We start from the raw sequence: 24,097 nt of genomic DNA on the forward strand, positions 1-24,097 counted from the left end.
CCTCCAGTCACGGCCGTCGCCCCGCTGGCGCGGTGCGCCGGTACCGGCTGGTGGGGCCCACCTCCAGTCACGGCCGTCGCCCCGCTGGCGCGGTGCGCCGGTACCGGCTGGTGGGGCCCCTCCCGCTGCGCCGCTGGCGCTACAGCACCCCGACCGCCGTCGCCCGCCAGCGACCCTGTCGCTCCTCCAGCCGCATCGCGACGGCGCGCGCGTGACTGCGTGTGTGCACCACGACCGTCGCCTCCGCGACGCCATCGGCCGGCCGGCACACGACCACGCTGCCGACACGGAGCAACGCCCGGGCCCGTGAACGCCCGCCGAGCTGCCGAGCGCGCGCCGCCACTGCGGCGCGCTGCTGCAGGTGCCGGTGCACGTCGTCCGTGACCCACCGGGCGATGCTGTCGACCTCGCGCGCGCCGGTGAGGATCTCCGCGACACAGAGGCCGAGCGCGCGGGCCGTGTCCTCCACGTCCGTGGGCGGCGGGACCACACTGAGGCGTGCGACCTCCGCCGTCGGCTCCTCGTCGTCGATCCGGCGTGCTTGCTCCGCCACCCCTGCCCCTTTCGTCCGGGCCGAGCGTAGGGCGAGTACAACATGAGAAATACGACAGCGAGCAGGCTGTGGACAGTGCGGAGTTGTCCACAGTGCGTCGCACCTAGACTGAGCGGGTGTCGACCCTCAGTGACCTCGTCCTCGCACAAGGCCGTTCCTCCGAAGCCGACGTGGAGTGGCTCCACCTGCTCGTCGGGGACTGGCAGCTGCTCGCCGACCTGTCCTTCGCGGACATGGTCCTGTGGGTGCCGACCGCCGAGGACGGCTCCTTCGTGGCCGTCGCGCACGCCCGCCCGAGTTCCGCAGCGACGCTGTTCTACCGGGACATCGTCGGCCAGGAGATCCGCGAGGAATGGCGCGAGCAGGTCACGCAGAGCTTCGCCACCGCGAAGGTCGTCGACTCGGCCGAGCCGGACTGGTACGAGGACACCCCGACGCGCGTCCGGGCGATCCCGGTTCTCCGTCGTCTCAACGCGAACAGTGCCGAGACCACCCAGCGCCCGATCGCCGTCGTCACCCGGCACTCGAACCAGGACGAGATGCGGACGCCGAGCCGCCAGGAGCTCAACTTCACCGCCAGCGCGAACGACCTGTTCGGCATGATCGCGACGGGCGACTTCCCCGACCTCGGAGCCCCCGCCGGACCCCGTCGTGGTGCTCCGCGCGCGAGCGACGGGCTGCTCCGCCTCGACACGAACGGCATCGTGGTGTTCGCCAGCCCCAACGGCCTCAGCGCGTTCAACCGCATGGGCTTCGAGGGCGAGCTCGAGCGGAAGTCGCTCGCCGAGGTCACCACCGAACTCATCGGCGCCCAGCAGGAGGTCGACGAATCCCTGCCCCTGGTCGTGACCGGGCGCGCACCCTGGCGTGCGGACATCGAGTCGAAGGGCGTCACGGTGTCGTTGCGGTCGATCCCGCTCCGCGACCACGGCGAGCGGATCGGCGCGGTCGTGCTCTGCCGGGACGTCACCGAGATGCGCCACCAGGAGCGCGAACTCATCACCAAGGACGCGACGATCCGCGAGATCCACCACCGCGTGAAGAACAACCTCCAGACCGTGGCGTCGCTCCTGCGCATCCAGGCCCGCCGGACCCACTCGGACGAGGCCCGCACGTCGCTGCAGAACGCGATGCGGCGCGTGGCGGCCATCGCCGTCGTGCACGACACCCTGTCGACCGGGTTGAGCCAGAACGTCGACTTCGACGAGGTCTTCGACTCCGTGCTGAAGCTCGTCACCGAGGTCGCGGCGTCGCACAACACCACGGTGCGGCCGAAGAAGACCGGCGAGTTCGGGGTGCTGCCCTCGGAGGCGGCGACGCCCCTCGCGCTCGGGCTCACCGAGCTGGTCACGAACGCCGTCGAGCACGGGCTGGACGGCCGCGACGGCGAGGTCGAGATCGTGGCGGAGCGCTTCGACGACCACCTCGACATCCAGGTCCGCGACAACGGCCGGGGCCTGCCGGAGGGCAAGGTCGGGTCGGGGCTCGGGACGCAGATCGTCCGCACGCTCATCCAGGGCGAACTCGGCGGCACGATCGACTGGCACACCCTGACCGGCAGCGGCACCGAGGTGACGATCACGATCCCGTTCCGCTGGCTCACCGCCGCGGCACCCGGCGCCGCCTGACGCGCCCCGCCCCGCCCCGCGACCCGCCCGCCCCGCGGGAGCGCAAGACACCGGTGTTCGTCGGTCGAACCCCCGCATGACGCGGTGCGACGCACGAACACCGGTGTCTTGCGGCTCGGTGACCGGCGGGGCCGGGGCGGGGGCGGGGCGGGGCCGGGGCCGGAATGCGAAGGAGCCCGCCGCCCCGAAGGGCGACGGGCTCCGTCAGCGTGCGGTCAGGAGGCGCGGCGGGCGCGGGCGGCGCGACGCTTCAGCGCACGGCGCTCGTCCTCGCTGAGGCCACCCCAGACACCGGAGTCCTGGTTGTTCTCGAGGGCGTACTGCAGGCACATCTCGGTGACCGTGCAGCGCGCGCAGACCGACTTGGCCTTCTCGATCTGGTCGACGGCCGGTCCGGTGTTCCCGACGGGGAAGAAGAGCTCGGGGTCCGCGGTGAGGCAGGCTGCCTGGTCACGCCAGTCCATGTGTGGTGCTCCTTGAAATCGATGCTCGAACGGCAGGCCGGGGCCGCGGCTCGGGAATCGGAACGCTGGCATGCACGAGGCACGAGGGGACACCCGTGGGGGAGGAATCCGCTGGAAGCGAGTCTGACGCCCGCGGAACGCTCGGGGGAGGAGCGTCGAACCACGGGAGACGCACACCACATCGTGCCGTCCAAACGACCTCGAATATCGTTCCATACTGGTAGGGCCAAATCAAGGGTTCCGACGCTGGAGGAATGCTGTGCCCGACACCACCCCGACCGAGTCCGAACCCGTGGAGCGGAGGTCACCCGTGCTCGTGGCGCTCCTCGTGGTCGTCGGTGTCGAGTTCGCGGCCCTCCTCGTCCTGACCGTCGTGCTCGTCGTGGAACTCGTCGTCGCGCCCGCCACGAGCATCGCCTCCGGCATCGCGCTGACGATCCTCGCCGCGATCGCCGCACTGTGGCTCGGTGCACTGTTCGTCGGGCTCCGGAACCGTCGCCCGTGGGTCCGCTCCGGGATCATCGTCTGGCAGGTGCTGCAGGGCGCGCTCGCGATCGGCGCCTTCCAGGGCGTCTTCCGCGTGCCGGCCGTCGGCTGGCTGCTCCTGATCCCGGCACTGCTCGGGATCACGCTGGTGCTGTCGCGTCCGGTGACCGACGCGCTCGCCCGTCCCGTCGAGTAGACGGGGCCGCTGTCTGACGGGAGGCACGGCGCCAGCTGGCGCCGTGCCTCCCGTCCGTCTCCAGCTGCGTTCAGACCAGATCGAGCCTCTTCCGCAGGCTCGCCACGTGCCCCGTCGCCTTCACGTTGTAGAGGGGCAGCTGCACGGTGCCGTCCTCGTCGACGACGATCGTGGACCGGATCGTGCCGGTGACGATCTTCCCGTAGTTGTTCTTCTCGCCCCACGCCCCGTAGGCCTTGTGCACGGCGAGGTCGGGATCGCTCAGCAGCGGGAACGTGAGCGCCTGCTCGTGCTGGAACCGCTTGAGCGCCGGCAGGTCGTCCTTCGAGACGCCGAGCACCTCGTACCCGGCTGCCTGCAGTGACGACATGTTGTCCCGGAAGTCGCACGCCTCGGTGGTGCAGCCCGGGGTGGACGCGGCCGGGTAGAAGTAGACGATGACCTTCTTGCCGCGCAGGGCCGCGAGCGAGTGCTCGTTCCCGTCCTGGTCCGGCAGGGTGAAGTCGGGGGCGGTGTCGCCGGCGACGAGACGGTCGGTCATGGGGCTCCTGTTCGTTCGCGGTGCCCGGTGGTCACGGGCACGCGAAACCCATGCTATTGTTGTCTCCCGTTGCAGCACGGAAGCGCAACATGCACCTCTAGCTCAATTGGCAGAGCAACTGACTCTTAATCAGTGGGTTCTCGGTTCAAGTCCGAGGGGGTGCACCGCCAAGGCCCCGACTCCTCGAGTCGGGGCCTTCGTCGTTCCCGGCCGCCACGCCCCGGGCGCGTGACACGCCCGGAGCGCATTCCGTCGGCGAATCCGTCCGTCAGCGCGTGGGGACGTCGACGACGCGTTCCTCGCCGACGACGGGGTCCAGCGCCCCGGCCGACGTCGCGGCGAGGTCCGCCCGGAGCGGCCCGATCGCGTCGCCCGGGACCCAGAGCTCGAACGTCGCGGCGGCGCCGTAGGCGGCGTCACCGAGCGTCGCGCCGTGGTGTCGCACCCACTCGCGCAGCACGTTGTCGATGCGGCCGGCGTCGGCGTGCGGGACGTCCATCGTCACCCGGGTCAACGCCTGCCGGTGCACGAGCGCCGCGCGGTCGAGTGCCTCGGACACCGAGGTCGAGTAGGCACGGACGAGGCCGCCGGCGCCGAGCTTGACGCCGCCGAAGTACCGCGTGACGACCGCCACGACGTCGGTCAGCCGGCGCCGCCGGAGGACCTCGAGCATCGGGACGCCCGCCGTGCCGGACGGCTCGCCGTCGTCCGAGGAGCGCGCCTGGTCCCCGAGCACCCCGGTCACCATGGCCGTGCAGTTGTGCCGAGCGTCCCACCGGCGCCGTCGGACCTCGGCGATGACGCGATCGGCGTCCTCGACGCTCGCGACGGGCGCGACGGTGGTGATGAACCGCGACTTGGTGATGACGATCTCGTGCTCCACCGTCGCGGCGATCGTGGACGGGAAGCGCGGGCTCACCTTCCCGAGGGTAGCGGCGGGGACGGGCGCGCCCGCGCTACCATGTCGTGCACGACCTGCGGCTGGGGAGGAGTCCGATCGACATGGCGACAGCTGATCCGAAGGGTGGCGTCCTCGACGCTGCGGAGCTCGCGCGCCGGCTCAACCTGCTGCTCGACTTCGAGGAAGCGCAGCGCGGGGCGCCCGTGCCGTTCGCCGCGATCGAGGAGTACGTCGCGACGCAGGGCGGTTCGCTGTCGCGTGCGAAGTGGACCTACATGCTCTCGGGCGACGGTCGCCGCAACCGGGACACGGGCCTCCTCCGACTGCTGGCCGGCTTCTTCGAGGTGGACGAGCGCTTCCTGCTCGAGGACAGCGACGTACCCGAGCGCATCGGCGCCCAGCTGGCCCTCGTCCGGTCCCTCCGGTCGGCGCGCGTGAGCGGGTTCGCGGCCCGGACGTTCCCCGGCGAGCTCTCGCCCGAGGCGCTCCGTCGCATCGCGGAGGTGCTCGAGGAGGAGTCCGAGCGGGGGAGCGTCGCATGACCGGCTCCTTCGTCGAGGCGTTCTGGGCCCGCGGGGCTGCCGAGGGCTGGTCGGACGTGGACCAGGCGGTGTCGGCCGCGGCCACGGTCGTCGGCAAGTCGATCGTCGTCCGGGAAGAAGCGTTCCTCGCTGCCGAGCCGGTGTGCGGCTTCGTGGCGACGCTCGAGCGCCAGCACCTCGTGATGATCTCGCCGACCGCGTCGCGGACCTTCCGGTCGTTCGTGATCGGCCACGAGCTCGGCCACATCCTGCACGGGCACCAGGACCACGCACTGCAGGCGGCGTACATCCGCGACGTCATCCCGGACCTGCCGGACTACAAGGTCGAGCGGGCCCTCGCCCGCGGACTGTTCTCGAACGAGTACGAGCACGAGGCGGAGGTCTTCGCCGACCGGCTCGCCGGGCTCATCCGCGACAACCGCGATCGTCCGAGTGCGTTCCGCGGGGTGTTCGGGTGATCGTCTCCCTCGTCCAAGCGCTGCTCCTCCTCGCCGGCACGGTGACCCTGTTCGTGCTCCAGCGCGGCCAGGACCGGACGCTGGCGGTGACGTTCCTGCTCTTCGCGGCGACGATCATCACGAACGTCGACCCCCTGTACCTGTGGCTCGACCCGCTGTTCGGCGGGTTCAACGTCGTCACCGTGGTCAGCGACTGCCTCATGGTCGCGGGGACCAGCACGCTGCTGTGGGGTGTGGCGAAGGCCGTCGGCGCTGCCCGGCCGTGGCTCCGGAACGCCATCGTGGTGACGTGCGCCGTCGTGGTGGTGGTCGTGGTCGTGGCCTTCGCCGTGCTCGACAAGCCAGCGACCACGACGACCTTCATGCTCGACGCCGGGCACCACCCGGCGGCCACGGTGTACTCGATCGCGCAGACGGTGTACCTCGGGGTGGCCCTCGGGGCGACGGGGCTGCTCTGCACCCTGCACCTGGGGGAGGCGCGGACCACGACGGACCTCGTCGGCCTGTGGGTGCTCGTGCTCGGCGGAGCGCTCGGGGTCGTCCGCATGGTGGTCGTCGTGGTGATGGACCTCGCGCACGTGTTCGGGGAACTCGGCCTGACGAACGCGCTGACGCTCCCGTACGACGTGACGACCCCGGGAGCGGTCATCTGCGTCTCCTCGGGGATGCTCCTGCTCGTGATCGGGCACCAGGTCTCCCGACGTCGACGTTCGCACCGGGTCGAGGTCGCACTCCGCCGACTCGAGCCCCTGCACCGCCGCATCGGCGTCGACAACGGGTACCCGGACTCCGGCGACCCGGCCACGCGCCTCAGTCGGCTCATCGTCGAGATCAACGACGGTGCCCGTCGTGCTCGCGCGGCACTGAGCGAGGCCGAGCGCCAGGCGCTGGTCGACGCCGAAGCCGCCCTCGACGCTGCGTAGCGGGCGCGACGGGCGGGTTCGTCGCGGTGGCCGCGGTCACCGCTCGACGCCGTCGCCCGTGCCGTGTAGGGTTTGTAGCAGTTGCTACAGATCCTGTGGCCGCCGGGTGGGACTCGGCCGCGTTGGGGGCGGCCGAGCATCACCGGCCCGGGACGGGCGTTGTCTAGGATCGTCGGGTGACCGTCTTCGCAGCTGTCGTCCTGTTCATCGGTGCCGTCTTCAACGTCGTCGCCTGGCCGCGCTTCTTCCAGCGCGTGGCGAAGGACTCCCGGGCGCGGGACGCGGCCGGCAAGCCGACCACGTTCTACACGGTGCACCTCGTGCTGCTGCTCATCGCGCTGGCGATCGCGGTCGCCGCGGTCGTGGCGGGGATCCTCCTGCTGGTCTGAGCGGGTCGCGATCCCGCCGGTCAGGCGCCCGGCCGCACCCGCAGGTCGGACCCGGTGTGCGTGATCCCGTCGGCCGTGACGCCCACGAGGCCGAGGTCGACCCGCGCCCACGTGGTCGGCAGCTCGCCCCCCGGCGGTGGCGTGTCCGCCCCGAGGGTGAGGTGCTTGCCTCCCGGCAGTTCGGCGGTGGCCGAGTTCAGGTACACCTGGACGTGCCCGCGGAGCTCCATCCGGGAGTCGGTCGTCACCGCCGAGGTCCCGTTCGACTCCCCGCGGACGTCGAGCGTGAAGTCGTCCATGGCCACCCGGTCCGCGCTGAGCCGGATGACGGTGATCTCGGACCCGTCGGCGAGCGGCACCCGCACGAGTGCGAGTCCGGACAGGCCGCCGATCTCGATCGAGGAGCTGCTCAGCTGCGCGGACGGCTGGGTGAACACCGTCGTGTCGTCCGGGGTCGCCGCTCCCCACGCCGCGTCGGGCGCGTCCGTCCCGGAGGGGGAGGCATCGGCGCTGGTGCCGTCGCCGCCGGACGCCGGGCCGGAACCCGAATCCGTCCCGGAACCCGGCGACGACGGGGCTGTGGTGTCCGTCCCGGAGGGGGCGGACGGCGCTGATGCGCCGGGGTGCCCCGGAGCCGGCGACGGAGTGGTGGTGTCCGACGGTGTCGGAGACGGGGTCGACGACGGCGCCGAGCAGTCCATGAGCAGGGGGATGCAGAACCCCGCGGCCGACGCGCTGGTGCCGCCCGTGACGGACAGCGCAGCGGCGACCACGAGCACCGCGCTCGCGCCGAGTGCGGTGCGGCGGTGCCGCGTCACTCGGTCTCCTCCTCGCGATCGCGGTCCCGGTCGGTCTCGGCGGTGCCGGTCGACCGCGGCCCCATCCACGCGACGACCAGGACGCCCCCGACGGTGGACAGGAGCATCCCGAGGACGAACCCGCCGAGGTTGACGCCGATGAGCGAGTACACCGCGAGGGCGAGCGCCACGATGCCGTAGAACAGGCGCTGCGCGGGGGAGCAGACCGCCAGGATCCCGAGCACGACGAGCGCGAGCGGGATCACCGTGGCCTGGAGGCCCTCGACGCCGAACTGGATGCGGATGTTCCCGAGGTCGAGCTGCCCAGAACAGAACAGCTCGATCCCGCCGAGCACCACGAGCAGGCCGCCGACGAACGGTCGCGCACGCGCCCAGGTCCGGAACCGCGCCCAGGGCGAGGTCGGTGCGACGGCGTGGGCGCTCATCAGAAGCAGCTCTTCGTGCCGTCCGTGAGCTGCAGGTGCATGCCCGTCAGCGTGAAGGTTCCGGCGGTCGTGGACCACGCGGTCTGCTGGACGCCGTGGATGGTGAGCGAGTCGGCGTCCTGGGCGAAGTCCCCGGCGCTGCCCTTCTGGTCGCCGTTGACCGTCGACGCGTCGACGCCGATCCGGATGTCGTGGAACTCGGCGTCGCCCTTGAGGTCGGTCATGCCGATCTGCAGGTCCTTCGCCGACGCGGGGGTCTTCCCGCCGCCGGCCGTGATCATCACGCCGACCTTGCCCATCGGGGTGTCGGTGGAGACCGACTGGCAGAGGTTCGCGAGCGTCGCCGACCCGATGTTCGCGATCGCGACCTGGCGGTCGTTGCCGGCGGTGTCCTTCGCGACGCCGGCGTACTGCGAGAACTGCTGGCCGTCGAGCTCGTCCGCGCTGATCTGGAACTGCTGGCCGGAGATCGAGAACGAGACGGGGACTGCGCCCTGCGCGACTCCGCCGAACGCGATCGCGGTGAGGACGCCGACGGGTACGGCGACGAGTGTGATCCGGCCGGCGTGCGACCGGGTGAGCCTGGTGAACTGCATCGTTCCTCCTCGTGTCGCGACCCCTCTGTCCCGACCGCGGACCACGCTAGACCCCTTGTTGACTGCTGGTCAACAGTGAAGTGACCCGTTCGGGGGACGGGAACCACCCGTCGGTAGGCTCGAGACGTGCCCGACGACCGCCACCGCTCCCGCCTCAGCTCCGAGGAACGCCGTGCGCAGCTCGTCGCCCTCGGCGTCGCGACCCTGGTGGACGAGCCGCTCGAGGACATCACGATCGACCGGCTCGCCGCGGCCGCCGGGGTCTCCCGCGGGCTGCTCTTCCACTACTTCGGCACGAAGCAGGGCCTCCACGAGGCCATCGTCCGCACCGCCCGAGACGCGATGCTGCACGCGACCGAGCCGCGCGCCGAGCTCGAACCCCTCGCGCGGCTGGAGGACACCCTCCGCCAGTTCGTCGCCTTCGTGGCCGAGCACCGCGGCACGTTCCACGCCCTCGTCCGCGGCGCCTCCGCCGGGGACGTCGACGTGCGTGCGCTCATCGACGAGGCGCGCGACGAGAACGCCCGCCGCGCGATCGCCGTGTTCCTCGAGCTCGGGCACGAGGACCGTCCGCTGCTCCGGAGCGCCCTGCGCTCCTGGGTCGCGTTCGTCGAGGAGATGCTCGACGAGGTCCAGACGCACGACGACGACGCGGACGCGCTCACGGGGCTCCTGGTGCGCAGCGCGGTCGCGATCGTCGCGGCCCTGGACGCGACCGGCTGACGGTCTGGAGGCGCGGGGCGGGCTCGCACTGCGCCTCCCGACCGGCCGCTGGTCGCGTCCAGGGCGCTTCAGGCGTGCTTCAGCGGGGCACGGCAGGATCGTGGGATGCGGGTGCTGGTGGTCGACGACGAGGCGCGGCTCGCCGACGGCGTGCGCCGCGGTCTCGAAGCCGAGGGGTGGGCGGTCGACGTGGCCCACGACGGCGTCGACGGTCTGTGGCACGCCCGCGAGTTCACGTACGACGCGATCGTGCTCGACCTCATGATGCCGGGCCTCAGCGGGTGGGCCGTCTGCGCGCAGCTCCGCGCCGACGGCGACTGGACGCCCGTGCTCATGCTCACCGCGAAGGACGGCGAGTGGGACCAGGTCGAGGCGCTCGACGCCGGTGCCGACGACTACGTGACGAAGCCGTTCTCACACCCCGTCCTCGTCGCCCGCCTGCGCGCCCTGGTCCGCCGGGGTGCCCGGGAACGACCGGCCGTCCTGACCGTCGGGGACCTCGTGGTCGACCCGGCGTCCCGCACGGTGTCCCGCGCCGCCACGCCGATCGACCTGACCAGCCGTGAGTTCGCGGTGCTCGAGTTCCTGGCCCGCCGCGCAGGCGAGGTCTGCTCGAAGCGCGACGTCATCGAGAACGTGTGGGACGTCGACTTCGACGGTGACCCGAACATCGTGGAGGTCTACGTCGGGCACCTGCGCCGGAAGGTCGACCGGCCGTTCGGGCGCGCGGCGATCGAGACCGTGCGCGGCGCCGGGTACCGGCTGGCGGCCGAGGGTGGCTGAGCGGTCCGGGGGTCGGCCCACGGGACTGCGCCGGCCGGCGGTGGGACGGCGGCGCTTCCGGTCACTCCGGGCGCGGACGACGCTCGGGGCGGTCGTCGTCGTGCTCGCGGCGCTGCTCGTCGGCGCTGCGGCGTTCGTCGTCGTGCTGCGGCTCGTGCTGCTCGACGGGGTGCGGACCTCGGCGGAGTCGGGGCTCGACCAGGCCGCTGCTCGGGTGGAGGCGGACGGCGCGGGCGCGGTGCGCGGCTACGAGGACGTCCTCGTGCAGGTCGTCGACGACGACGGCTCGGTCATCGCGCACGGCGACGACGCGGATCCACCGGCGCTCCCCACCGCCGACGAGTCGCGCTGGTCGCACGACGGGGAACGGTGGCTGCTCGTCGCCGACGACGTGGACCTGCCGGGCGGCGGTGACGCCACCCTCGTCTACGGCGTCTCGCTCGAACAGACCGACGCCGCCGTCGGGGCCGCCGTGGTGCTGCTCGCCGTCGGGGTGCCGGCGCTCGTGCTCGTGATGGGACTCGTGACCTGGGGCGTCACCGGGCGGTCGCTCCGGCCCGTCGAACGGATGCGGAACGAGGTCGAGGGGATCCGCGCGGCCCGGCCGGACGCCCGCGTCGAGGTGCCGGACTCGGGCGACGAGATCGCCCGGCTCGCCGGCACGATGAACGCCATGCTCGACCGGCTCGACCGCGCCGCCGAGGGGCAGCGACGGTTCGTGTCCGACGCGTCCCACGAACTGCGCTCGCCGATCGCCACCATCCGGCAGCACGCCGAAGTGGCCGCCGCGCACCCCGAGCGCACCGAGGTCGCCGAGCTCGCCGACGTGGTGCGGTCCGAGGCGCTCCGGCTGCAGGACCTCGTCGCCGCGCTCCTCGAACTCTCGCGTCTCGACGAGGGCGGGACCGGCCGGCGGCGGCCGGTGGACCTCGACGACCTGGCCTTCGACGCCGTGGCGCGGGCGCGGGTGCGGGCACGCTCCGCGCCGGGCGGCGTCGTGGAGGTCGACGGGTCCGGCATCGGACCGGCCCGGGTCCTCGGGAACGAGCGCGTGCTCGCCGGGGTGGTCCGCAACCTCGTCGACAACGCCGTGCGCCACGCCGAGACGCGGGTGGTCGTGGCGCTCGCCGACGACGGCGGGCGCGCGGTCCTGACCGTGGACGACGACGGTCCCGGGGTCCCGCCGGGGGAGCGCGACCGGGTGTTCGAACGGTTCGTGCGGCTCGACGAGGCCCGCAGCCGGGACGCCGGCGGGGCCGGGCTCGGCCTCGCCATCGTGCGCGACGCGGTCCGGGCGCACGGCGGCGAGGTGGCGGTCACGGAGTCGCCGCTCGGCGGTGCCCGCTTCGTCGTGCGCCTCGCACTCGGCGGCTGATCAGGTCGCTTCAGGCCTGCTTCAGCACCCCGTCGGCAGTCTGGCGGCATGAACACACTCCGCAACGACTCCGCCCGCGCCGTCCGCGTCGCCGGCCTCGCCGCCCTGCCGCTCGTGGCCTCGCTCGCCCTCGTCGGCTGCTCCACCGGGCAGTCCGGGCAGTCAGGGCAGTCGGCGTCCTCCGGCTCGTCCGGTTCGTCCTCGGCCGGCTCCCCGTCCGGGACCGCCACGGCCACCTCGGCCTCCTCGAACTCCTCGAACGACGCCCTGCGCGCCGCGGTCGACACGGCTCGGAAGGCCGTGGGCTCCGGCACGGTGATCTCCGTCGAGCAGGAGCAGAACGGCTCGGCCTACGAGGTCCTCGTGGTCACGGACGACGGTTCCGAGCACGAGGTGCACACGAACGCGGCCGGTACCGCGGTGTCCGGCTCGCCGCGCGCGAAGACCTCGGACGCCGACGACCGCGCCGAGAACGAGCGCTTCCTCGCCGCCGCCGACCTCGGCGTCAGCGACGCCGCGCGCAGGTTCGAGGACCTGCACGCGGGCACCATCACCGAGCTCGGGCTCGACGACCACCTCGGGAAGGTCGTGTGGGAGGGCGACGTGCGGGACTCCTCCGGCACGAAGCACAGCGTGCGCATCGACGCCGGGTCGGGCGAGGTCGTCACGGACCGGGTCGACCACGACGACTGACCTCCTGCCGACCGTGCCCGCGTCGGTGGCGAGCGGTAGACCTGGGCCATCCGGCGGGAAGCCGGTGGAACCGGGAGGCACCATGACCGACCAGACCACGCGCACCTACCCGCAGGGCGTCCCGAGCTGGATCGACGCCCGTCAGCCCGACCCGGACGCCGCCCAGGCGTTCTACGGCGGGCTGTTCGGATGGGACTTCGAGGAGCGGTTGCCGCCCGGCGCGCCCGGCTCGTACCGCATCGCGAGCATCGGCGGCCGCGAGGTCGGTGCCATCGCGTCGAGCGACGGTCCGGCATCGTGGACGACGTACCTCGCCGTCGACGATGCCGACACCGTGGCCGCGCGGGTCGTCGAACTCGGCGGGACCGCCGGTACGCCCGAAGACGCCGGGCCCGGGGGAGCCGCCGGGCGCAGCGTCGACTGCGTCGATCCCCGGGGTGCCGTGTTCGGGCTCTGGCAGGCTCGGGCCCGACTCGGCGCGCAGCACATCAACGCTCCCGGCGGCTGGGTCTTCAGCGACCTCCGCTCGACCGAGCCGGAGCGGGCGTTCTCGTTCTACGAGCGGCTGTTCGGGTGGGAGGTGTCGGACATGCACGAGGGGCCGAGTGCGATGGTCCGGCTGCCCGGCTACGGCGACCACCTCGCAGCGACCTCGGACCCGGACATCCGCGAGCGTCAGGTCGGTGCTCCCGAGGGGTTCGCCGACGTCATCGGCGCGCTCGCGCGACTCGACGCCGGTCCGGACGACTGGCACGTCTCGTTCAGCGTGGCCGACCGGGACGAAGCGGCGGCGCTGGCCGACCGGCTCGGCGGCCGGGTGCTCGGCACCTGGGAGGGCTACTGGACCCGGGCGGCGGAGCTCGAGGACCCGCAGGGCGCGACGTTCCGCGTCACGCAGTTCGCGCCGGCCGGCTGAACCCGGCCGACCGCGTGTCGAGCAGGCGGTCGGTCCGCTCGGGGTCGTTCACGTCGCGTGTCGACAGCCGGGGGGGCGCCCGGTCGGGTCAGGACTGCGACGGGAGCGGCGCACCGAGGACCCGGCGGAGGGCCAGCCCGGCGACCCGCTCGTCCGAGGTGTCGAGCAGCACCCGGTAGGTCTCGTCCGCGGTGACGAACTCGACGCACACGGCGTCGAAGTCGCACGGTTCGATCCGCCACCCGTGCACCGCGTGCATCGGCACCTCGGTCAACGCATCACGTTCGAAGCTCGTCTCCGCGACCACCCGGTCCTCGTAGACCCGCACGCGGCCGAAGGTACCGCGCCAGATCAGCTGCAGGTCGAGCGTGGGGGAGACGAAAGGGGCCGGCACCTGCCGATCGTACCGACGGGTGTCGGCCCCTCCCGCACGCGCACGGGGCGCCGTGACGCTATTCGGACAGGACCGGGCGCGGGGCGCCCACGTGGGTCACAGCCGCTCGTCGCCGTCCGCGTCGCGTGCCCGACGGATCTGGTTGGCCGGGTCGCGTCCGGTCACCGGGTACGGGCCGGTGACACCGGACCGGAGTGCGGCGATGCGGAGGATCCGATCCCGCTGCAGGAACCAGCCGAGGATCAGCAGCGGGATCACGATGATGAGCGACGCGATCGTGTAGGTCCCGATCGGGTAGTCGATCGCCATGAGCACGATGACGGTCGCGAGGAACACGAGCGTCAGCCACGACGTGTACGGCGCGCCGGGCAGCTTGAACGTCGGCTCCTTCGCGAGGCCCTGCTTCGCCCACGACCGGAGCTTCATCTGGCAGAGGATGATCGTGCCCCAGGCGGTGATGATGCCCAGGCTCGCGATGTTCAGCGCGATCTCGAACGCCTGCTCGGGCACGAAGAGGTTGAGGATGACGCCGACGAGCGTGAACGCCGACGTGAGCAGGATGCCGGCGAACGGCACGCCGCCCTTCGACATCTTCGTCGTCCACTTCGGCGCGGAGCCGTTCATCCCCATCGAGTGCAGGGCGCGGCCCGTCGAGTAGAGACCGGCGTTGAGCGACGACAGGGCGGCGGTGAGCACGACGAAGTTCATGATCGAGCCGACGACCTGACCGACCTGCGGGTTGCCGATCGACGAGAAGAAGGTCACGAAGGGGCTGACGCCGTCCTTGTAGGACGTGTAGGGGAGCAGCAGCGACAGCAGGACGACCGAACCGACGTAGAAGACCGCGATGCGGAGGACCACCGAGTTGATGGCGCGCGGGATGACCTTCTCGGTGTTCTGCGTCTCGCCCGAGGCGGTGCCGACCAGCTCGATCGCGGCGTAGGCGAACACGACGCCCTGCACGACGAGCACGGCGGGCAGCAGCCCGGTCGGGAAGAGTCCGCCGTGGTCGGCCCAGATGCCGAACCCGGTGCGGACGGCCTCGCCGCCGGCCTCGACGGGGAACGCGAACACGAGCCAGATCAGGGCGACGACGAGGAACGCCACGAGCGCGGCGACCTTGATGATGGCGAACCAGAACTCGAGCTCGCCGAACACCTTCACGGCCACGAGGTTCGCCGCGAGCACGACGAGCAGTGCCGCGAGCGCGAGCGCCCACTGCGGCACGGCGCGCGGGCCCGCCCAGTAGTGCAGGTAGAGCGCGACCGCCGTGGTGTCGACGATCGACGTCATCGCCCAGTTGAGGAAGTACATCCAGCCCGCGGCGTACGCGAACTTCTCGCCGAAGAACTCACGCGCGTACGAGATGAACGATCCCGAGGAGGGGCGGTGCAGTACGAGCTCGCCGAGGGCGCGGAGGATGAAGAACGCGAAGACGCCCGCGACCAGGTAGACGACCGCCAGGGCCGGTCCCGCACTGTGGAGTCGTCCACCGGCGCCGAGGAAGAGGCCCGTACCGATCGCGCCGCCGATCGCGATCATCTGCAGTTGCCGGGGCTTCAGACCGTGCTGGTAGCCCTCCTGCTCGTGCGAGAAGTCGTTCGCGGGCGCGCGGTCCACCCCGGTGTCGTTCTGCGCTGTCATGCGCGACACGCTACATGTGCCCGGGAACGTGGGCGGAACACGAACGCGCGGGCCCCCCGAACCGTAACGAGACGGTTACGATCGCAATCCCCATGGGAATGGGCGACACGCCGCGTCCGGGGTACAGCGGTGCCGGAATTCCGGCGGACCCCGATTCGCGCTGGGGGACAACGGCCGATAGCGTTGAACGTCCCCTCAGGGGGCACCGACGATCAGGACGCGTCCACCGCAGCAGTGCGGCGGGGGCCGTACGGTCGGCCGGACCGGGGTCGTCCCGAGTACGACCCCCGCGTGCGTGATCGCTCGCCCTGCGCCAGTTGCGCGGGCTCGATGCGGTGCCGCCGAACGCAGGGTGCCGGACGACCCGTCCGCAACCACACCGAGACCGCCGTGCGCCCGGAGCGCCGCGGTCCCGCGAGGAGCACCGTTGACCATCGCACCACCCCAGGACCGGCGTGCCACCACGCCGGACGACCCCACAGTCGCCCATGCCGTGAGCGTGCGCGGCGCCTACAAGGTGTTCGGCCGACGTCCCGGCGAGGCGGTCCGCCGTCTGGCCGCCGGCGCGACGCGTGACGAGGTCCGCGACCTCGGTTCGGCAGCCGTCATCGACGCGTCCTTCGACGTGCGTCCCGGCGAGATCTTCGTCGTGATGGGGCTCTCCGGCTCCGGCAAGTCGACGCTCATCCGGATGCTGAACGGCCTGCTCGAGCCGACCGCGGGCACCGTCGAGATCGGTGGTCGCACCGTGACGAAGGCCACCCCGAAGGAGGTCCGCGAGATCCGCCGCACGAGCGTGTCGATGGTCTTCCAGCACTTCGCCCTGCTGCCGCACCGCACCGTGCTCGAGAACGTCGCGTTCGGCCTCGAGGTGAACGGCGTCGACAAGACGACGCGGCTCGCCAAGGCCCGCGAGGTCATCGGCCTCGTCGGGCTCGACGTCTGGGCGGACGCCAAGCCGGACGAGCTCTCCGGCGGCATGCAGCAGCGCGTCGGGATCGCCCGCGCCCTCGCCGCCGAGACCGACGTCCTGCTCATGGACGAGGCGTTCAGCGCCCTCGACCCGCTCATCCGCCGCGAGATGCAGGAACAGCTCGTCGACCTGCAGCAGCGGCTCGGCAAGACGATCGTGTTCATCACGCACGACCTCAACGAGGCGATGTTCCTCGGGGACCGCATCGCCGTGATGCGCGACGGCCGGATCGTGCAGATCGGGTCGCCCGAGGACATCCTCACGGATCCCGCGAACGACTACGTCGCCCAGTTCGTGCAGGACGTCGACCGTGCTCGCGTCCTCACCGCGTCGAGCGTGATGGAGCCCGCCCGTGCGGCCGTCCCGCTCACCGTCGGGCCGCGCGGCGCGCTGCGCACCATGCGCGACCTGCAGACCGCAGCCGTCTTCGTGACCGGCCGCGGCCGGAAGCTCGAGGGCTGGGTGCGCGATCGCCACGTCATGCGCCAGGTCAAGGCCGGCGACACGAACCTCGACGCCATCGTGAACACCGAGTACGCCCGGGTCGCCCCGGACACGGCGCTCACCGACCTGTTCGAGCTCGCGGTCGAGTCGCCGCTGCCCATCGCGGTCGTCGACGACGAGGAGCGCCTGCTCGGCGTCGTCCCGCGCGTCACCCTGCTGGCCGCGCTCGGCAACGTGCCGACCTCCACCATGCCGATCCCGGTCCTCGAGCCGGTGACCCGCATCAGCGACTCCGACATGGACTCCACCCTCGCCGCGACGGGTGAGACGCCGATCCAGACCGACCCCGCCGTCGGCGACGCCGGCACGACCACCACCGAAGGAGACCTCGCATGATCACCCCCGGCACCAACTCCTTCGGCGACTTCCACCTGCCCCTCGGCACCTGGGTCGCCGCCATCGTCGACTGGATCACCACCTACCTCTCGGGCTTCTTCGACGTCGTGCGCTACGTCTTCACGTGGATGGACGCGTGGATGGAGTACTTCCTGTCCACCCCGCCGTTCGGGGTGATCGTCGCGATCCTCGTCGTCCTGGCGTTCGTCGCGAAGGGCTGGAAGCTCGCTCTCGGTGCCGCCGTCGGCCTGCTCTTCATCGTGAGCGTCGGCCAGTGGACGAACGCGATGGACACGCTCGCGCTCGTCGTCGTCGCCGCCGGTCTCGCCGTCGTGTTCAGCATCCCGCTGGGCATCTGGGCCGCGCGCTCCGACGCCGCGAGCCGCATCATCCGCCCGGTGCTCGACTTCATGCAGACCACGCCGGCCTTCGTCTACCTGATCCCGGCGCTGCTGCTCTTCCGGGTCGGTGTCGTCCCCGGCATCGTCGCGACGATCGTGTTCGCGATGGCCCCGGGCGTCCGCCTCACCGAGCTCGGCATCCGCGGGGTCCCCGGCGAGGTCGTCGAGGCCGGTGCCGCGTTCGGCTCCAGCCCGTGGCGCATCCTGCGCCAGATCCAGCTGCCGCTCGCGAAGGCCAGCATCATGGCCGGTGTCAACCAGGTCATCATGCTGTCCCTCTCGATGGTCGTCATCGCCGGCATGGTCGGCGCCGGCGGCCTCGGCGAGCAGATCGTCGCCTCCCTGAACCGCATCGACGTCGGCCTGGGCGCCGAGGCCGGCCTGTCCGTCGTGGTCCTCGCGATCCTGCTGGACCGCCTGACCGCAGCGCTCGGCGGGGACTCGGGTCGCGCCTCCCGGCTCTTCGGACGGAAGCGGAAGCCGACCGTGACCGCGACGCCGAACGCCGTGACCGCCCAGACCGCCGCCACGGCGGAGGTGCCGGGCACGACCCCGGCCGACCGCCAGACCGTCGACGCGTGAGGAAGGACCACCCCATGAAGCGCACCCCGCGAACCACCCGCACGAACCGCACCAAGCGCGCCGTCGCGGCACTCGCCCTCGCCGCCGCCACCGCCGTCGGGCTCTCCGCCTGCATGCCGCCCGGCTACTACGGGGCGAGCGGCACGCTCGACAACGGCGACCAGAAGTCGATGCACGTCGTCGTCTTCAACGGCTGGGACGAGGACACCGCCGCCAGCTACCTCTGGAAGTACGTGCTCGAGCAGAAGGGCTACGACGTCCAGCTCACGAACTCCGACGTGGCACCGGCGTACTCGGGCCTCGCCTCCGGCGACTACGACGTGGTGTTCGACACCTGGCTGCCGAACACGCACAAGCAGTACATGGACACCTACGGCAAGCAGCTGACCGACCTCGGCTCCTGGAACGACCAGGCGTCGCTCGAACTCGCCGTGCCGGAGTACTCCGACATCGACTCGATCGACGAGCTGAAGGCGCACGCGTCCGAGTTCGGGAACAAGATCATCGGCATCGAGCCCGCCGCGGGTGAGACGAAGGTGGTGTCCGACGACGTCATCCCGCAGTACGGCCTCGACGGCATGGACTTCATCACGAGCTCCACGCCGGCGATGCTCGCCGACCTCAAGGCCTCGATCGCGAAGAAGGAGGACGTCGTCGTGACGCTGTGGCGCCCGCACTGGGCGTACGACGCGTTCCCGATCAAGGACCTCAAGGACCCGAAGGGCGCGCTCGGCAAGAACGAGGAGATCCACACCATCGCGAAGAAGTCCATCGAGGACGACTTCCCGACGGCGTCGAAGTGGATGAAGCACTTCTCGATGGACAGCGACACGCTGTACTCGCTCGAGAACGCCCTCGTGAACAGCGGCGCGAAGACGAGCGAGTACCCGGCGATCACGAAGAAGTGGGCATCCGAGCACAAGGACTTCGTGGACTCGCTCACGTCCTCGAAGTAGCGGCTCTCCTGGCCAGGAGGCGCGGTGCCGGTCCGGCACCGCGCCTCCGTCGCGTCCGCGGCCGGTTCCTGAACGACGTCCGTCGCCCGTTGCTTCGATGGAGGGATGGACATCCTCCTCCGGCTCCTCGTCGCGATCGGCTTCGCGCTGCTCGTCACCGCCGCCGCTGCCCTCGTCCTGCACCTCGTGTTCCGCGCCCTCGCCAGACGCGAGCGATGGGCGTCCCTGCTGTCCCGCCGCACCAAGCACCCCACCCGCACGATGCTGCTCATCGCCCTGCTCTGGGCGGCCTTCGCGACGAGCATCCCGGACCGACCCGACGCGTACCCGTGGCGCGACGAGGTCTCCCACACCTTCCTCATCGCGACGATCGGGGTCGGCACCTGGCTGGCCTGCGAGATCTCGGTCTTCCTCGAGGGCCTCGGTCTGCACCGCTACCGCGTCGACGTCCCCGACAACCGGGTCGCCCGGCGTATCCGGACGCAGGTGGTCGTGCTCCGCCGGCTCACGGTCGCCGTGCTCGTCATCATCGGCCTCGGCGCGATCCTGCTCACCTTCCCCGGCGTCGAGGCAGCGGGAGCCAGCGTCCTCGCCTCGGCCGGGCTCATCTCGGTCATCGCGGGCCTCGCGGCGCAGTCCACGCTCGGCAACGTCTTCGCCGGCATGCAGCTCGCGTTCTCGGGCTCCATCCGGGTCGACGACGTCGTCGTGGTCGAACAGCAGTGGGGGCGCATCGAGGAGATCACCCTCACGTACGTGGTCGTGCACCTGTGGGACGACCGGCGCTTCGTGCTCCCGTCGACGTACTTCACGTCGACCCCGTTCGAGAACTGGACACGGACGAACAGCGAACTGCTCGGCGCCGTCGAGTTCGACCTGGACTGGCGGGTGCGTCCGGGGGAGATGCGCGTCGAACTCGAGCGGATCCTCGACCACACCGATCTCTGGGACCGCCGCGTCCAGGTGCTCCAGGTGACCGATGCGGTGCAGGGGTTCGTGCACGTCCGCGTGCTCGTCACCGCCCACGACGCGCCCTCGCTCTTCGACCTGCGCTGCTACGTCCGCGAGGAACTCGTCGCCTGGATCCAGCGAACCCACCCGGACGCGCAACCGGTGCAGCGCGTGCTCATGGTCGACGAGGTGGCCGGGCCGAAGCGGCGCACGGCGTCGACAGCGTCGTCCTCGGCGCTGTTCACGCCCGACCAGGACGACCGGGCGGCCCTCTTCACCGGACCGATCCAGACGTCCGACATCCCGCCGTCGGAGCGCTGAACCCGGCCCAGGACGGACTGGAGGCACGTGACGAACCCGCCACGTGCCTCCAGTCCGTCTGCTGGTCGCGGTCGCGACCTACGGCTGCTTCGCCTTCACGGCGCGGTCGTCCTCGACGACCGTGCCGACGGCCACGATCGTGGTGGCGAGCCACGCGACCCACGTCAGGGCCAGGCGCCAGTCGCGCGGGCCCTGCCGGGTGGTCTGCACGACGCTGTAGCCGCTGATGATCGAGCTCCACACCGCTCCGCTGAACAAGAACTTGCGCACGGGTTCCTCCTGTCGGTAGTCGCGTCAACGCTACCGGTGGGTACATTGGAGCGCCGCCGGTCGCCCTCCCGGCGCACTCGAGGAGGAACGCGTGCGTCAGGCCGTCATCGGGGGAGCCCTGCTCGTGATCGGCGCCGTGTGCGTCGCCCTCGGCCTGCTGCCCCTGTCCGACCTCGCCGTGCTCGCGGACCGGGTCGTCCCGGTGCTGGCCTTCGTGCTCGGGCTCACCGTCGTCGCCGAACTCGCCGCGGACGCCGGAGTGTTCGACCGTCTCGCCGACCTCGCCGCGCTCGTCGGTCGCGGTCGCACGGCCGGCCTCTGGGCCGCCGTCGTCGCCCTCGCGGTGCTCTGCACGGTGTTCCTGTCGATCGACACGACCGCGGTGCTGCTCACACCCATCGTCATCACACTCGCCCGGCGGGTGGGACTGCCGCCGATGCCGTTCGCCCTCACGACGGTCTGGCTCGCGAACACCGCGTCGTTGCTGCTCCCGGTGTCCAACCTCACGAACCTGCTCGCCGTCGACCGCATGGGACTCGACGGGCCGATCCCATTCGCCGGCCTCATGGTGTGGGCAGCCCTCGCTGGGGTCGTGATCCCGTGCACGGTGCTCCTCGTCGTGTTCCGAGGACGGCTGTTCGGCCGCTACACGCCGGTCTCCGTGCGACGGATGACCGACCCGGTCTTCTTCTGGTCGGCGTCGGCGGTGCTCGTCGCGCTGGTGATCGCGCTGACCGCCGGCGTCGCCGTGTGGGTCGCCGCGCTCGCCGCGGCCGCGGTGCTCGTCGTCGTGGCGGCGTTCCGGGCACCGGCGGAACTCCGGCCGGCCCGCGTGCCGTGGTCGACGCTCGTCTTCGCCGCCGGGTTGTTCGTCGTCGTGGAGACGCTGCACACAACGGGGGTCACCGAACCGCTCGTCCGGGCACTGACCGGCGGGACCGATGCCGGGTCGCTCCTGGTGCTCGGCGGTGCGGGCGCCGCGGCGGCGAACGCGATCGACAACCTGCCCGCCTACCTGGTGCTCGAGCCGGCCGCGGGGCACGAGGCCCTGCGCTCCGCGGCGCTCCTGGTCGGGGTGAACGCCGGATGCCTCGTCACGCCGTGGGCCTCGCTCGCGACGCTGCTCTGGCACGCGCGACTGTCGTCCGAGGGCGTGCAGCTGTCGTGGGGACGGTACATGGCGCTCGGGTGCGTGGTCGCACCGCTCACCGTGGTGGCCGGGGTGCTCGTGTTGGGCGCTTAGAGCCAGTCCTTCTTCTTGAAGACGCCGTAGAGGGCGAACGACGACGCCACGATGAGGACGAGCGACGTGTACAGCCCGCTCCACTGCCCCTCGCCCGGGAACTTGAGGTTCTGCCCGAAGAACCCCGTGATCGCGGTCGGGATCGCGATGATCGCCGCCCAGCTCGTGACCTTCTTCATCACCGTGTTCTGCCGGTTCGACGCGAGGTTCAGGTTCGTGTCGAGGACGCTCGACACGGCATCGCGGAGCTGGTCGACCGAGTCGGCGATCGACACGAGGTGGTCCTCGACGTCGCGGAAGTACGGGCGGATCCCGTCGGAGATCGTCTCGGCGTCGCCGTGCAGCAGCGAGGCGACGCTGTCCCGGGTGGGGACGACCTGCCGACGGAGCACGCCGAGCGCCTTGCGGAGGCGGAAGGAGCGGCGCTGGATCTGCTTCTCCCGAGGCGTGCCGTGCTCGAACAGGTCGTCCTCGAGCTCGTCGATGCGGCGCTCGATGTCCTCCACCGTGCTCGTGGCGTGGTCGGTCACGGCGTCGAGCAGACCCCACACGAGCCAGGGGACCCCGTGGTCGGCGATGTCGGCACTCGCGTCGAGGCGCCGTTCGACCGCGCCCGTGTCGACGTCAGCGCCGTGGATCGTGACGAGCGCGCGCTTCGTCACGAAGGCCTTCACCTCGTGGGTGACGAGGTCTCCGGCGTCGTCGAGCCCGGCGACGTCGTACACGACGAGGAAGAGGCTGTCGCGGTACCGGTCGAGTTTCGGGCGCTGTCCGCGTTCCACGGCGTCCTCGACGGCGAGGGCGTGGATGCCGAGTTCCTCCTCGACGTGCTCGAGGTCGGACGGCTGCGGGTCGGTGTAGTCCACCCAGACGAACGAGTCATCCTCGGCGACGAGTTCGGAGACCCGGTGGACCGGGAAGTCCCGCTCCGCCGCGCTGCCGTTCCGCCACGCCCGTGTCAAGACCATGGGCACGAGCCTAGTGAGACGGCCGGCCCGGGAATCCCAGGCCGGCCGTCGTGGGCGGTGCGTCAGTACGCGGACACGAGCGTCCCGTCCTGCACCTCGAGGTACTCGTACACGTCGAAGTCGTCCTCGGCGTGGCCCGAGTCGCCGAAGAAGGACGTGTAGTCGTACCCGATCACGCCGTCCTCCGTGCTCTCGACCGAGATGGTGCCCGATCCGGACACGTCGACCGTGAGCTTCGGCATCGTCTTCACCTGGTACTCGACAGGGCCGTCCGCGTCGTACGGGCCGTACCACGGGCATCCGCTCAGGGCGTCGACGTCGGTCTTCGCGGCGCAGGACTCGATGAGGTCGGTGACGTACGCCTCGGCGTCGATGGTCAGCTGCTTCGTCGCCTTCGGCTGGAAGTCGACGTACGACGAGGTCGCGCCGCCGACCGACACCGTCTTCGTCCCGCCGGTGAAGTACTTCGAGCCGCCGACGCGCACGTCGTAGGTGCCGGGGTAGGCGAGGGACCGGAACGCTCCGTCCGAGATCTCGCCGACCTTCTTCCCGCCAACGGTCACCGGCGCTCCCTCGAGCGCGTCGGAGGCCGTGACCGAGACGGTGTCGGCGAGCGGCCGGGTCACGCGCCACTCGTCCTTCACGAGGAACGTGGTGCCGGTGCGGCGCAGCGTGACCTGCCCGGAGCGGTTCTTGCCGCCCTGGGTGTAGGTCACCGTGGCGAGTGCGCTGTCGCCGTTGGTCGTGACCCGGCCGACGCGGACGTCCTTCGGTCGGTCCGCCGCGCTCTTCAGCACGGTGGAGTCGAGCATCGAGGCGTCCGTCGGGACCTCGCTGAGCCGTTCGGCGGCGGCCGCGTCACCGCGAGCGATCGCATCGACGTACGACCGGACGGTCGGGGCCGGACCCCAGACGTTCGAGCGGAGGACCGACGTCGTCACGGCACCGGCGATGACCACGACGACCACCGCACCGCCGGCGATGAGGGAGCGCACGAGCACCTTCTTCGCGCGGGGCGACATCGGAGCCGGGGCCGGGGTGCCCGAGCCGGCGAACGACTGCGCACCGGCGGGCTGCCCCCACGCGGGCGCTCCGGGGGTCGCCGCCGGGCCCGACGGTGCTGCCGGCGCGCCCGGGACGACGC

General features: G+C 71.5%; 27 protein-coding genes, 1 tRNA gene and 1 pseudogene. 17 read left to right on the forward strand and 12 right to left on the reverse strand.

The window, feature by feature from the left end:
- Positions 1-139: 139 nt before the first annotated feature.
- Positions 140-553, reverse strand: a complete 414-nt coding sequence (locus HP507_RS03800; RefSeq protein WP_175350525.1) for an Rv3235 family protein — start codon at positions 551-553, stop codon at positions 140-142.
- 116 nt (positions 554-669) lie between these two features.
- Between HP507_RS03800 and HP507_RS03805 the strand changes: the two genes are divergently transcribed.
- Complete coding sequence (locus HP507_RS03805) at positions 670-2,181, forward strand: sensor histidine kinase (protein ID WP_175350526.1); 1,512 nt, start codon at positions 670-672, stop codon at positions 2,179-2,181.
- Positions 2,182-2,396: 215 nt separating this feature from the next.
- Here the strand turns inward: HP507_RS03805 and HP507_RS03810 are convergent, their stop codons facing one another.
- On the reverse strand, positions 2,397-2,645 hold the full coding sequence (locus HP507_RS03810; protein ID WP_022904217.1) for a WhiB family transcriptional regulator: 249 nt from the start codon (positions 2,643-2,645) through the stop codon (positions 2,397-2,399).
- A gap of 259 nt (positions 2,646-2,904) precedes the next feature.
- Here HP507_RS03810 and HP507_RS03815 point away from each other — a divergent pair, with 259 nt between their 5' ends.
- Positions 2,905-3,327: a hypothetical protein gene (locus HP507_RS03815; RefSeq protein ID WP_175350527.1), complete on the forward strand. Its 423-nt coding sequence runs from the start codon at positions 2,905-2,907 to the stop codon at positions 3,325-3,327.
- Between the two features lie 70 nt (positions 3,328-3,397).
- On the opposite strand, the gene bcp is transcribed toward HP507_RS03815, so the two are convergent.
- Positions 3,398-3,868: a thioredoxin-dependent thiol peroxidase gene (bcp, locus tag HP507_RS03820; protein ID WP_175350528.1), complete on the reverse strand. Its 471-nt coding sequence runs from the start codon at positions 3,866-3,868 to the stop codon at positions 3,398-3,400.
- A gap of 91 nt (positions 3,869-3,959) precedes the next feature.
- On the opposite strand from bcp, the gene HP507_RS03825 reads away from it, so the two are divergent.
- Positions 3,960-4,032 (forward strand) — tRNA-Lys (locus HP507_RS03825).
- A 104-nt stretch (positions 4,033-4,136) separates the two neighbouring features.
- Here HP507_RS03825 and HP507_RS03830 read toward each other — a convergent pair.
- A complete protein-coding gene (locus tag HP507_RS03830; protein WP_175350529.1) occupies positions 4,137-4,787 on the reverse strand; it encodes an IMPACT family protein in 651 nt (216 codons plus the stop codon).
- Between the two features lie 83 nt (positions 4,788-4,870).
- Here HP507_RS03830 and HP507_RS03835 point away from each other — a divergent pair, with 83 nt between their 5' ends.
- From HP507_RS03835 to HP507_RS03850, 4 genes are all read left to right on the forward strand, one after another.
- A complete protein-coding gene (locus HP507_RS03835; RefSeq protein ID WP_175350530.1) occupies positions 4,871-5,311 on the forward strand; it encodes a hypothetical protein in 441 nt (146 codons plus the stop codon).
- On the forward strand, positions 5,308-5,769 hold the full coding sequence (locus tag HP507_RS03840) for an ImmA/IrrE family metallo-endopeptidase (RefSeq protein ID WP_175350531.1): 462 nt from the start codon (positions 5,308-5,310) through the stop codon (positions 5,767-5,769). The genes HP507_RS03835 and HP507_RS03840 overlap by 4 nt, the downstream gene beginning before the upstream one ends.
- Positions 5,766-6,692, forward strand: a complete 927-nt coding sequence (locus HP507_RS03845) for a hypothetical protein (protein ID WP_175350532.1) — start codon at positions 5,766-5,768, stop codon at positions 6,690-6,692. Before HP507_RS03840 ends, HP507_RS03845 begins: the two co-directional genes overlap by 4 nt.
- Positions 6,693-6,868: 176 nt before the next feature.
- Positions 6,869-7,081: an SCO4848 family membrane protein gene (locus HP507_RS03850; RefSeq protein WP_175350533.1), complete on the forward strand. Its 213-nt coding sequence runs from the start codon at positions 6,869-6,871 to the stop codon at positions 7,079-7,081.
- 20 nt (positions 7,082-7,101) lie between these two features.
- Here HP507_RS03850 and HP507_RS03855 read toward each other — a convergent pair whose 3' ends face one another.
- The 3 genes from HP507_RS03855 to HP507_RS03865 are packed head-to-tail and all read right to left on the reverse strand — an operon-like array spanning position 7,102 to position 8,920.
- Positions 7,102-7,899 (reverse strand): hypothetical protein, encoded by a 798-nt coding sequence (locus HP507_RS03855; protein ID WP_175350534.1) that lies wholly within the window; start codon positions 7,897-7,899, stop codon positions 7,102-7,104.
- Complete coding sequence (locus HP507_RS03860; protein WP_175350535.1) at positions 7,896-8,324, reverse strand: DUF6114 domain-containing protein; 429 nt, start codon at positions 8,322-8,324, stop codon at positions 7,896-7,898. Before HP507_RS03860 ends, HP507_RS03855 begins: the two co-directional genes overlap by 4 nt.
- Positions 8,324-8,920 (reverse strand): DUF6230 family protein, encoded by a 597-nt coding sequence (locus tag HP507_RS03865; RefSeq protein ID WP_175350536.1) that lies wholly within the window; start codon positions 8,918-8,920, stop codon positions 8,324-8,326. The genes HP507_RS03860 and HP507_RS03865 overlap by 1 nt, the downstream gene beginning before the upstream one ends.
- A 126-nt stretch (positions 8,921-9,046) precedes the next feature.
- Here HP507_RS03865 and HP507_RS03870 point away from each other — a divergent pair, with 126 nt between their 5' ends.
- The 5 genes from HP507_RS03870 (at position 9,047) to HP507_RS03890 (ending at position 13,410) form a co-directional block, all read left to right on the forward strand.
- Positions 9,047-9,643 carry a TetR/AcrR family transcriptional regulator gene (locus HP507_RS03870; RefSeq protein WP_175350537.1) on the forward strand — a complete coding sequence of 199 codons (597 nt, stop codon included), beginning with the start codon at positions 9,047-9,049 and terminating at the stop codon, positions 9,641-9,643.
- A gap of 105 nt (positions 9,644-9,748) precedes the next feature.
- Positions 9,749-10,426, forward strand: a complete 678-nt coding sequence (locus tag HP507_RS03875; protein ID WP_175350538.1) for a response regulator transcription factor — start codon at positions 9,749-9,751, stop codon at positions 10,424-10,426.
- Complete coding sequence (locus HP507_RS03880) at positions 10,419-11,801, forward strand: sensor histidine kinase (protein WP_271207201.1); 1,383 nt, start codon at positions 10,419-10,421, stop codon at positions 11,799-11,801. The genes HP507_RS03875 and HP507_RS03880 overlap by 8 nt, the downstream gene beginning before the upstream one ends.
- A gap of 48 nt (positions 11,802-11,849) precedes the next feature.
- Positions 11,850-12,494: a PepSY domain-containing protein gene (locus HP507_RS03885; protein WP_175350539.1), complete on the forward strand. Its 645-nt coding sequence runs from the start codon at positions 11,850-11,852 to the stop codon at positions 12,492-12,494.
- Positions 12,495-12,576: 82 nt separating this feature from the next.
- On the forward strand, positions 12,577-13,410 hold the full coding sequence (locus HP507_RS03890) for a VOC family protein (RefSeq protein WP_175350540.1): 834 nt from the start codon (positions 12,577-12,579) through the stop codon (positions 13,408-13,410).
- An 88-nt stretch (positions 13,411-13,498) separates the two neighbouring features.
- On the opposite strand, the gene HP507_RS03895 is transcribed toward HP507_RS03890, so the two are convergent.
- Positions 13,499-13,804, reverse strand: coding sequence for a hypothetical protein (locus tag HP507_RS03895; RefSeq protein WP_175350541.1), 306 nt, complete (start codon positions 13,802-13,804; stop codon positions 13,499-13,501).
- Between the two features lie 96 nt (positions 13,805-13,900).
- Positions 13,901-15,448 carry an amino acid permease gene (locus HP507_RS03900; RefSeq protein ID WP_175350542.1) on the reverse strand — a complete coding sequence of 516 codons (1,548 nt, stop codon included), beginning with the start codon at positions 15,446-15,448 and terminating at the stop codon, positions 13,901-13,903.
- A gap of 433 nt (positions 15,449-15,881) precedes the next feature.
- Between HP507_RS03900 and HP507_RS03905 the strand changes: the two genes are divergently transcribed.
- From HP507_RS03905 to HP507_RS03920, 4 genes are all read left to right on the forward strand, one after another.
- Entirely contained in the window at positions 15,882-17,261 is a 1,380-nt protein-coding gene (locus HP507_RS03905) for a quaternary amine ABC transporter ATP-binding protein (RefSeq protein WP_175350551.1), read from the forward strand.
- Positions 17,258-18,244, forward strand: a complete 987-nt coding sequence (locus tag HP507_RS03910) for an ABC transporter permease (RefSeq protein ID WP_175350543.1) — start codon at positions 17,258-17,260, stop codon at positions 18,242-18,244. Before HP507_RS03905 ends, HP507_RS03910 begins: the two co-directional genes overlap by 4 nt.
- Before the next feature lie 14 nt (positions 18,245-18,258).
- Positions 18,259-19,200, forward strand: a complete 942-nt coding sequence (locus HP507_RS03915) for a glycine betaine ABC transporter substrate-binding protein (RefSeq protein ID WP_175350544.1) — start codon at positions 18,259-18,261, stop codon at positions 19,198-19,200.
- A 105-nt stretch (positions 19,201-19,305) separates the two neighbouring features.
- Complete coding sequence (locus tag HP507_RS03920; protein ID WP_175350545.1) at positions 19,306-20,472, forward strand: mechanosensitive ion channel family protein; 1,167 nt, start codon at positions 19,306-19,308, stop codon at positions 20,470-20,472.
- Positions 20,473-20,550: 78 nt separating this feature from the next.
- Here HP507_RS03920 and HP507_RS03925 read toward each other — a convergent pair whose 3' ends face one another.
- Positions 20,551-20,742, reverse strand: a complete 192-nt coding sequence (locus HP507_RS03925) for a hypothetical protein (protein WP_175350546.1) — start codon at positions 20,740-20,742, stop codon at positions 20,551-20,553.
- Between the two features lie 91 nt (positions 20,743-20,833).
- Here HP507_RS03925 and HP507_RS03930 point away from each other — a divergent pair, with 91 nt between their 5' ends.
- Entirely contained in the window at positions 20,834-21,985 is a 1,152-nt protein-coding gene (locus tag HP507_RS03930) for an SLC13 family permease (RefSeq protein WP_175350547.1), read from the forward strand.
- On the opposite strand, the gene HP507_RS03935 is transcribed toward HP507_RS03930, so the two are convergent.
- Both HP507_RS03935 and HP507_RS03940 read right to left on the reverse strand, forming a co-directional pair.
- On the reverse strand, positions 21,982-22,953 hold the full coding sequence (locus HP507_RS03935; RefSeq protein ID WP_175350548.1) for a magnesium transporter CorA family protein: 972 nt from the start codon (positions 22,951-22,953) through the stop codon (positions 21,982-21,984). The genes HP507_RS03930 and HP507_RS03935 overlap by 4 nt on opposite strands.
- A 62-nt stretch (positions 22,954-23,015) precedes the next feature.
- Positions 23,016-24,097, reverse strand: a pseudogene (locus HP507_RS03940) (hypothetical protein); the annotation flags it as partial.

This window comes from Curtobacterium pusillum (assembly GCF_013359865.1).
Lineage (GTDB): Bacteria > Actinomycetota > Actinomycetes > Actinomycetales > Microbacteriaceae > Curtobacterium > Curtobacterium pusillum.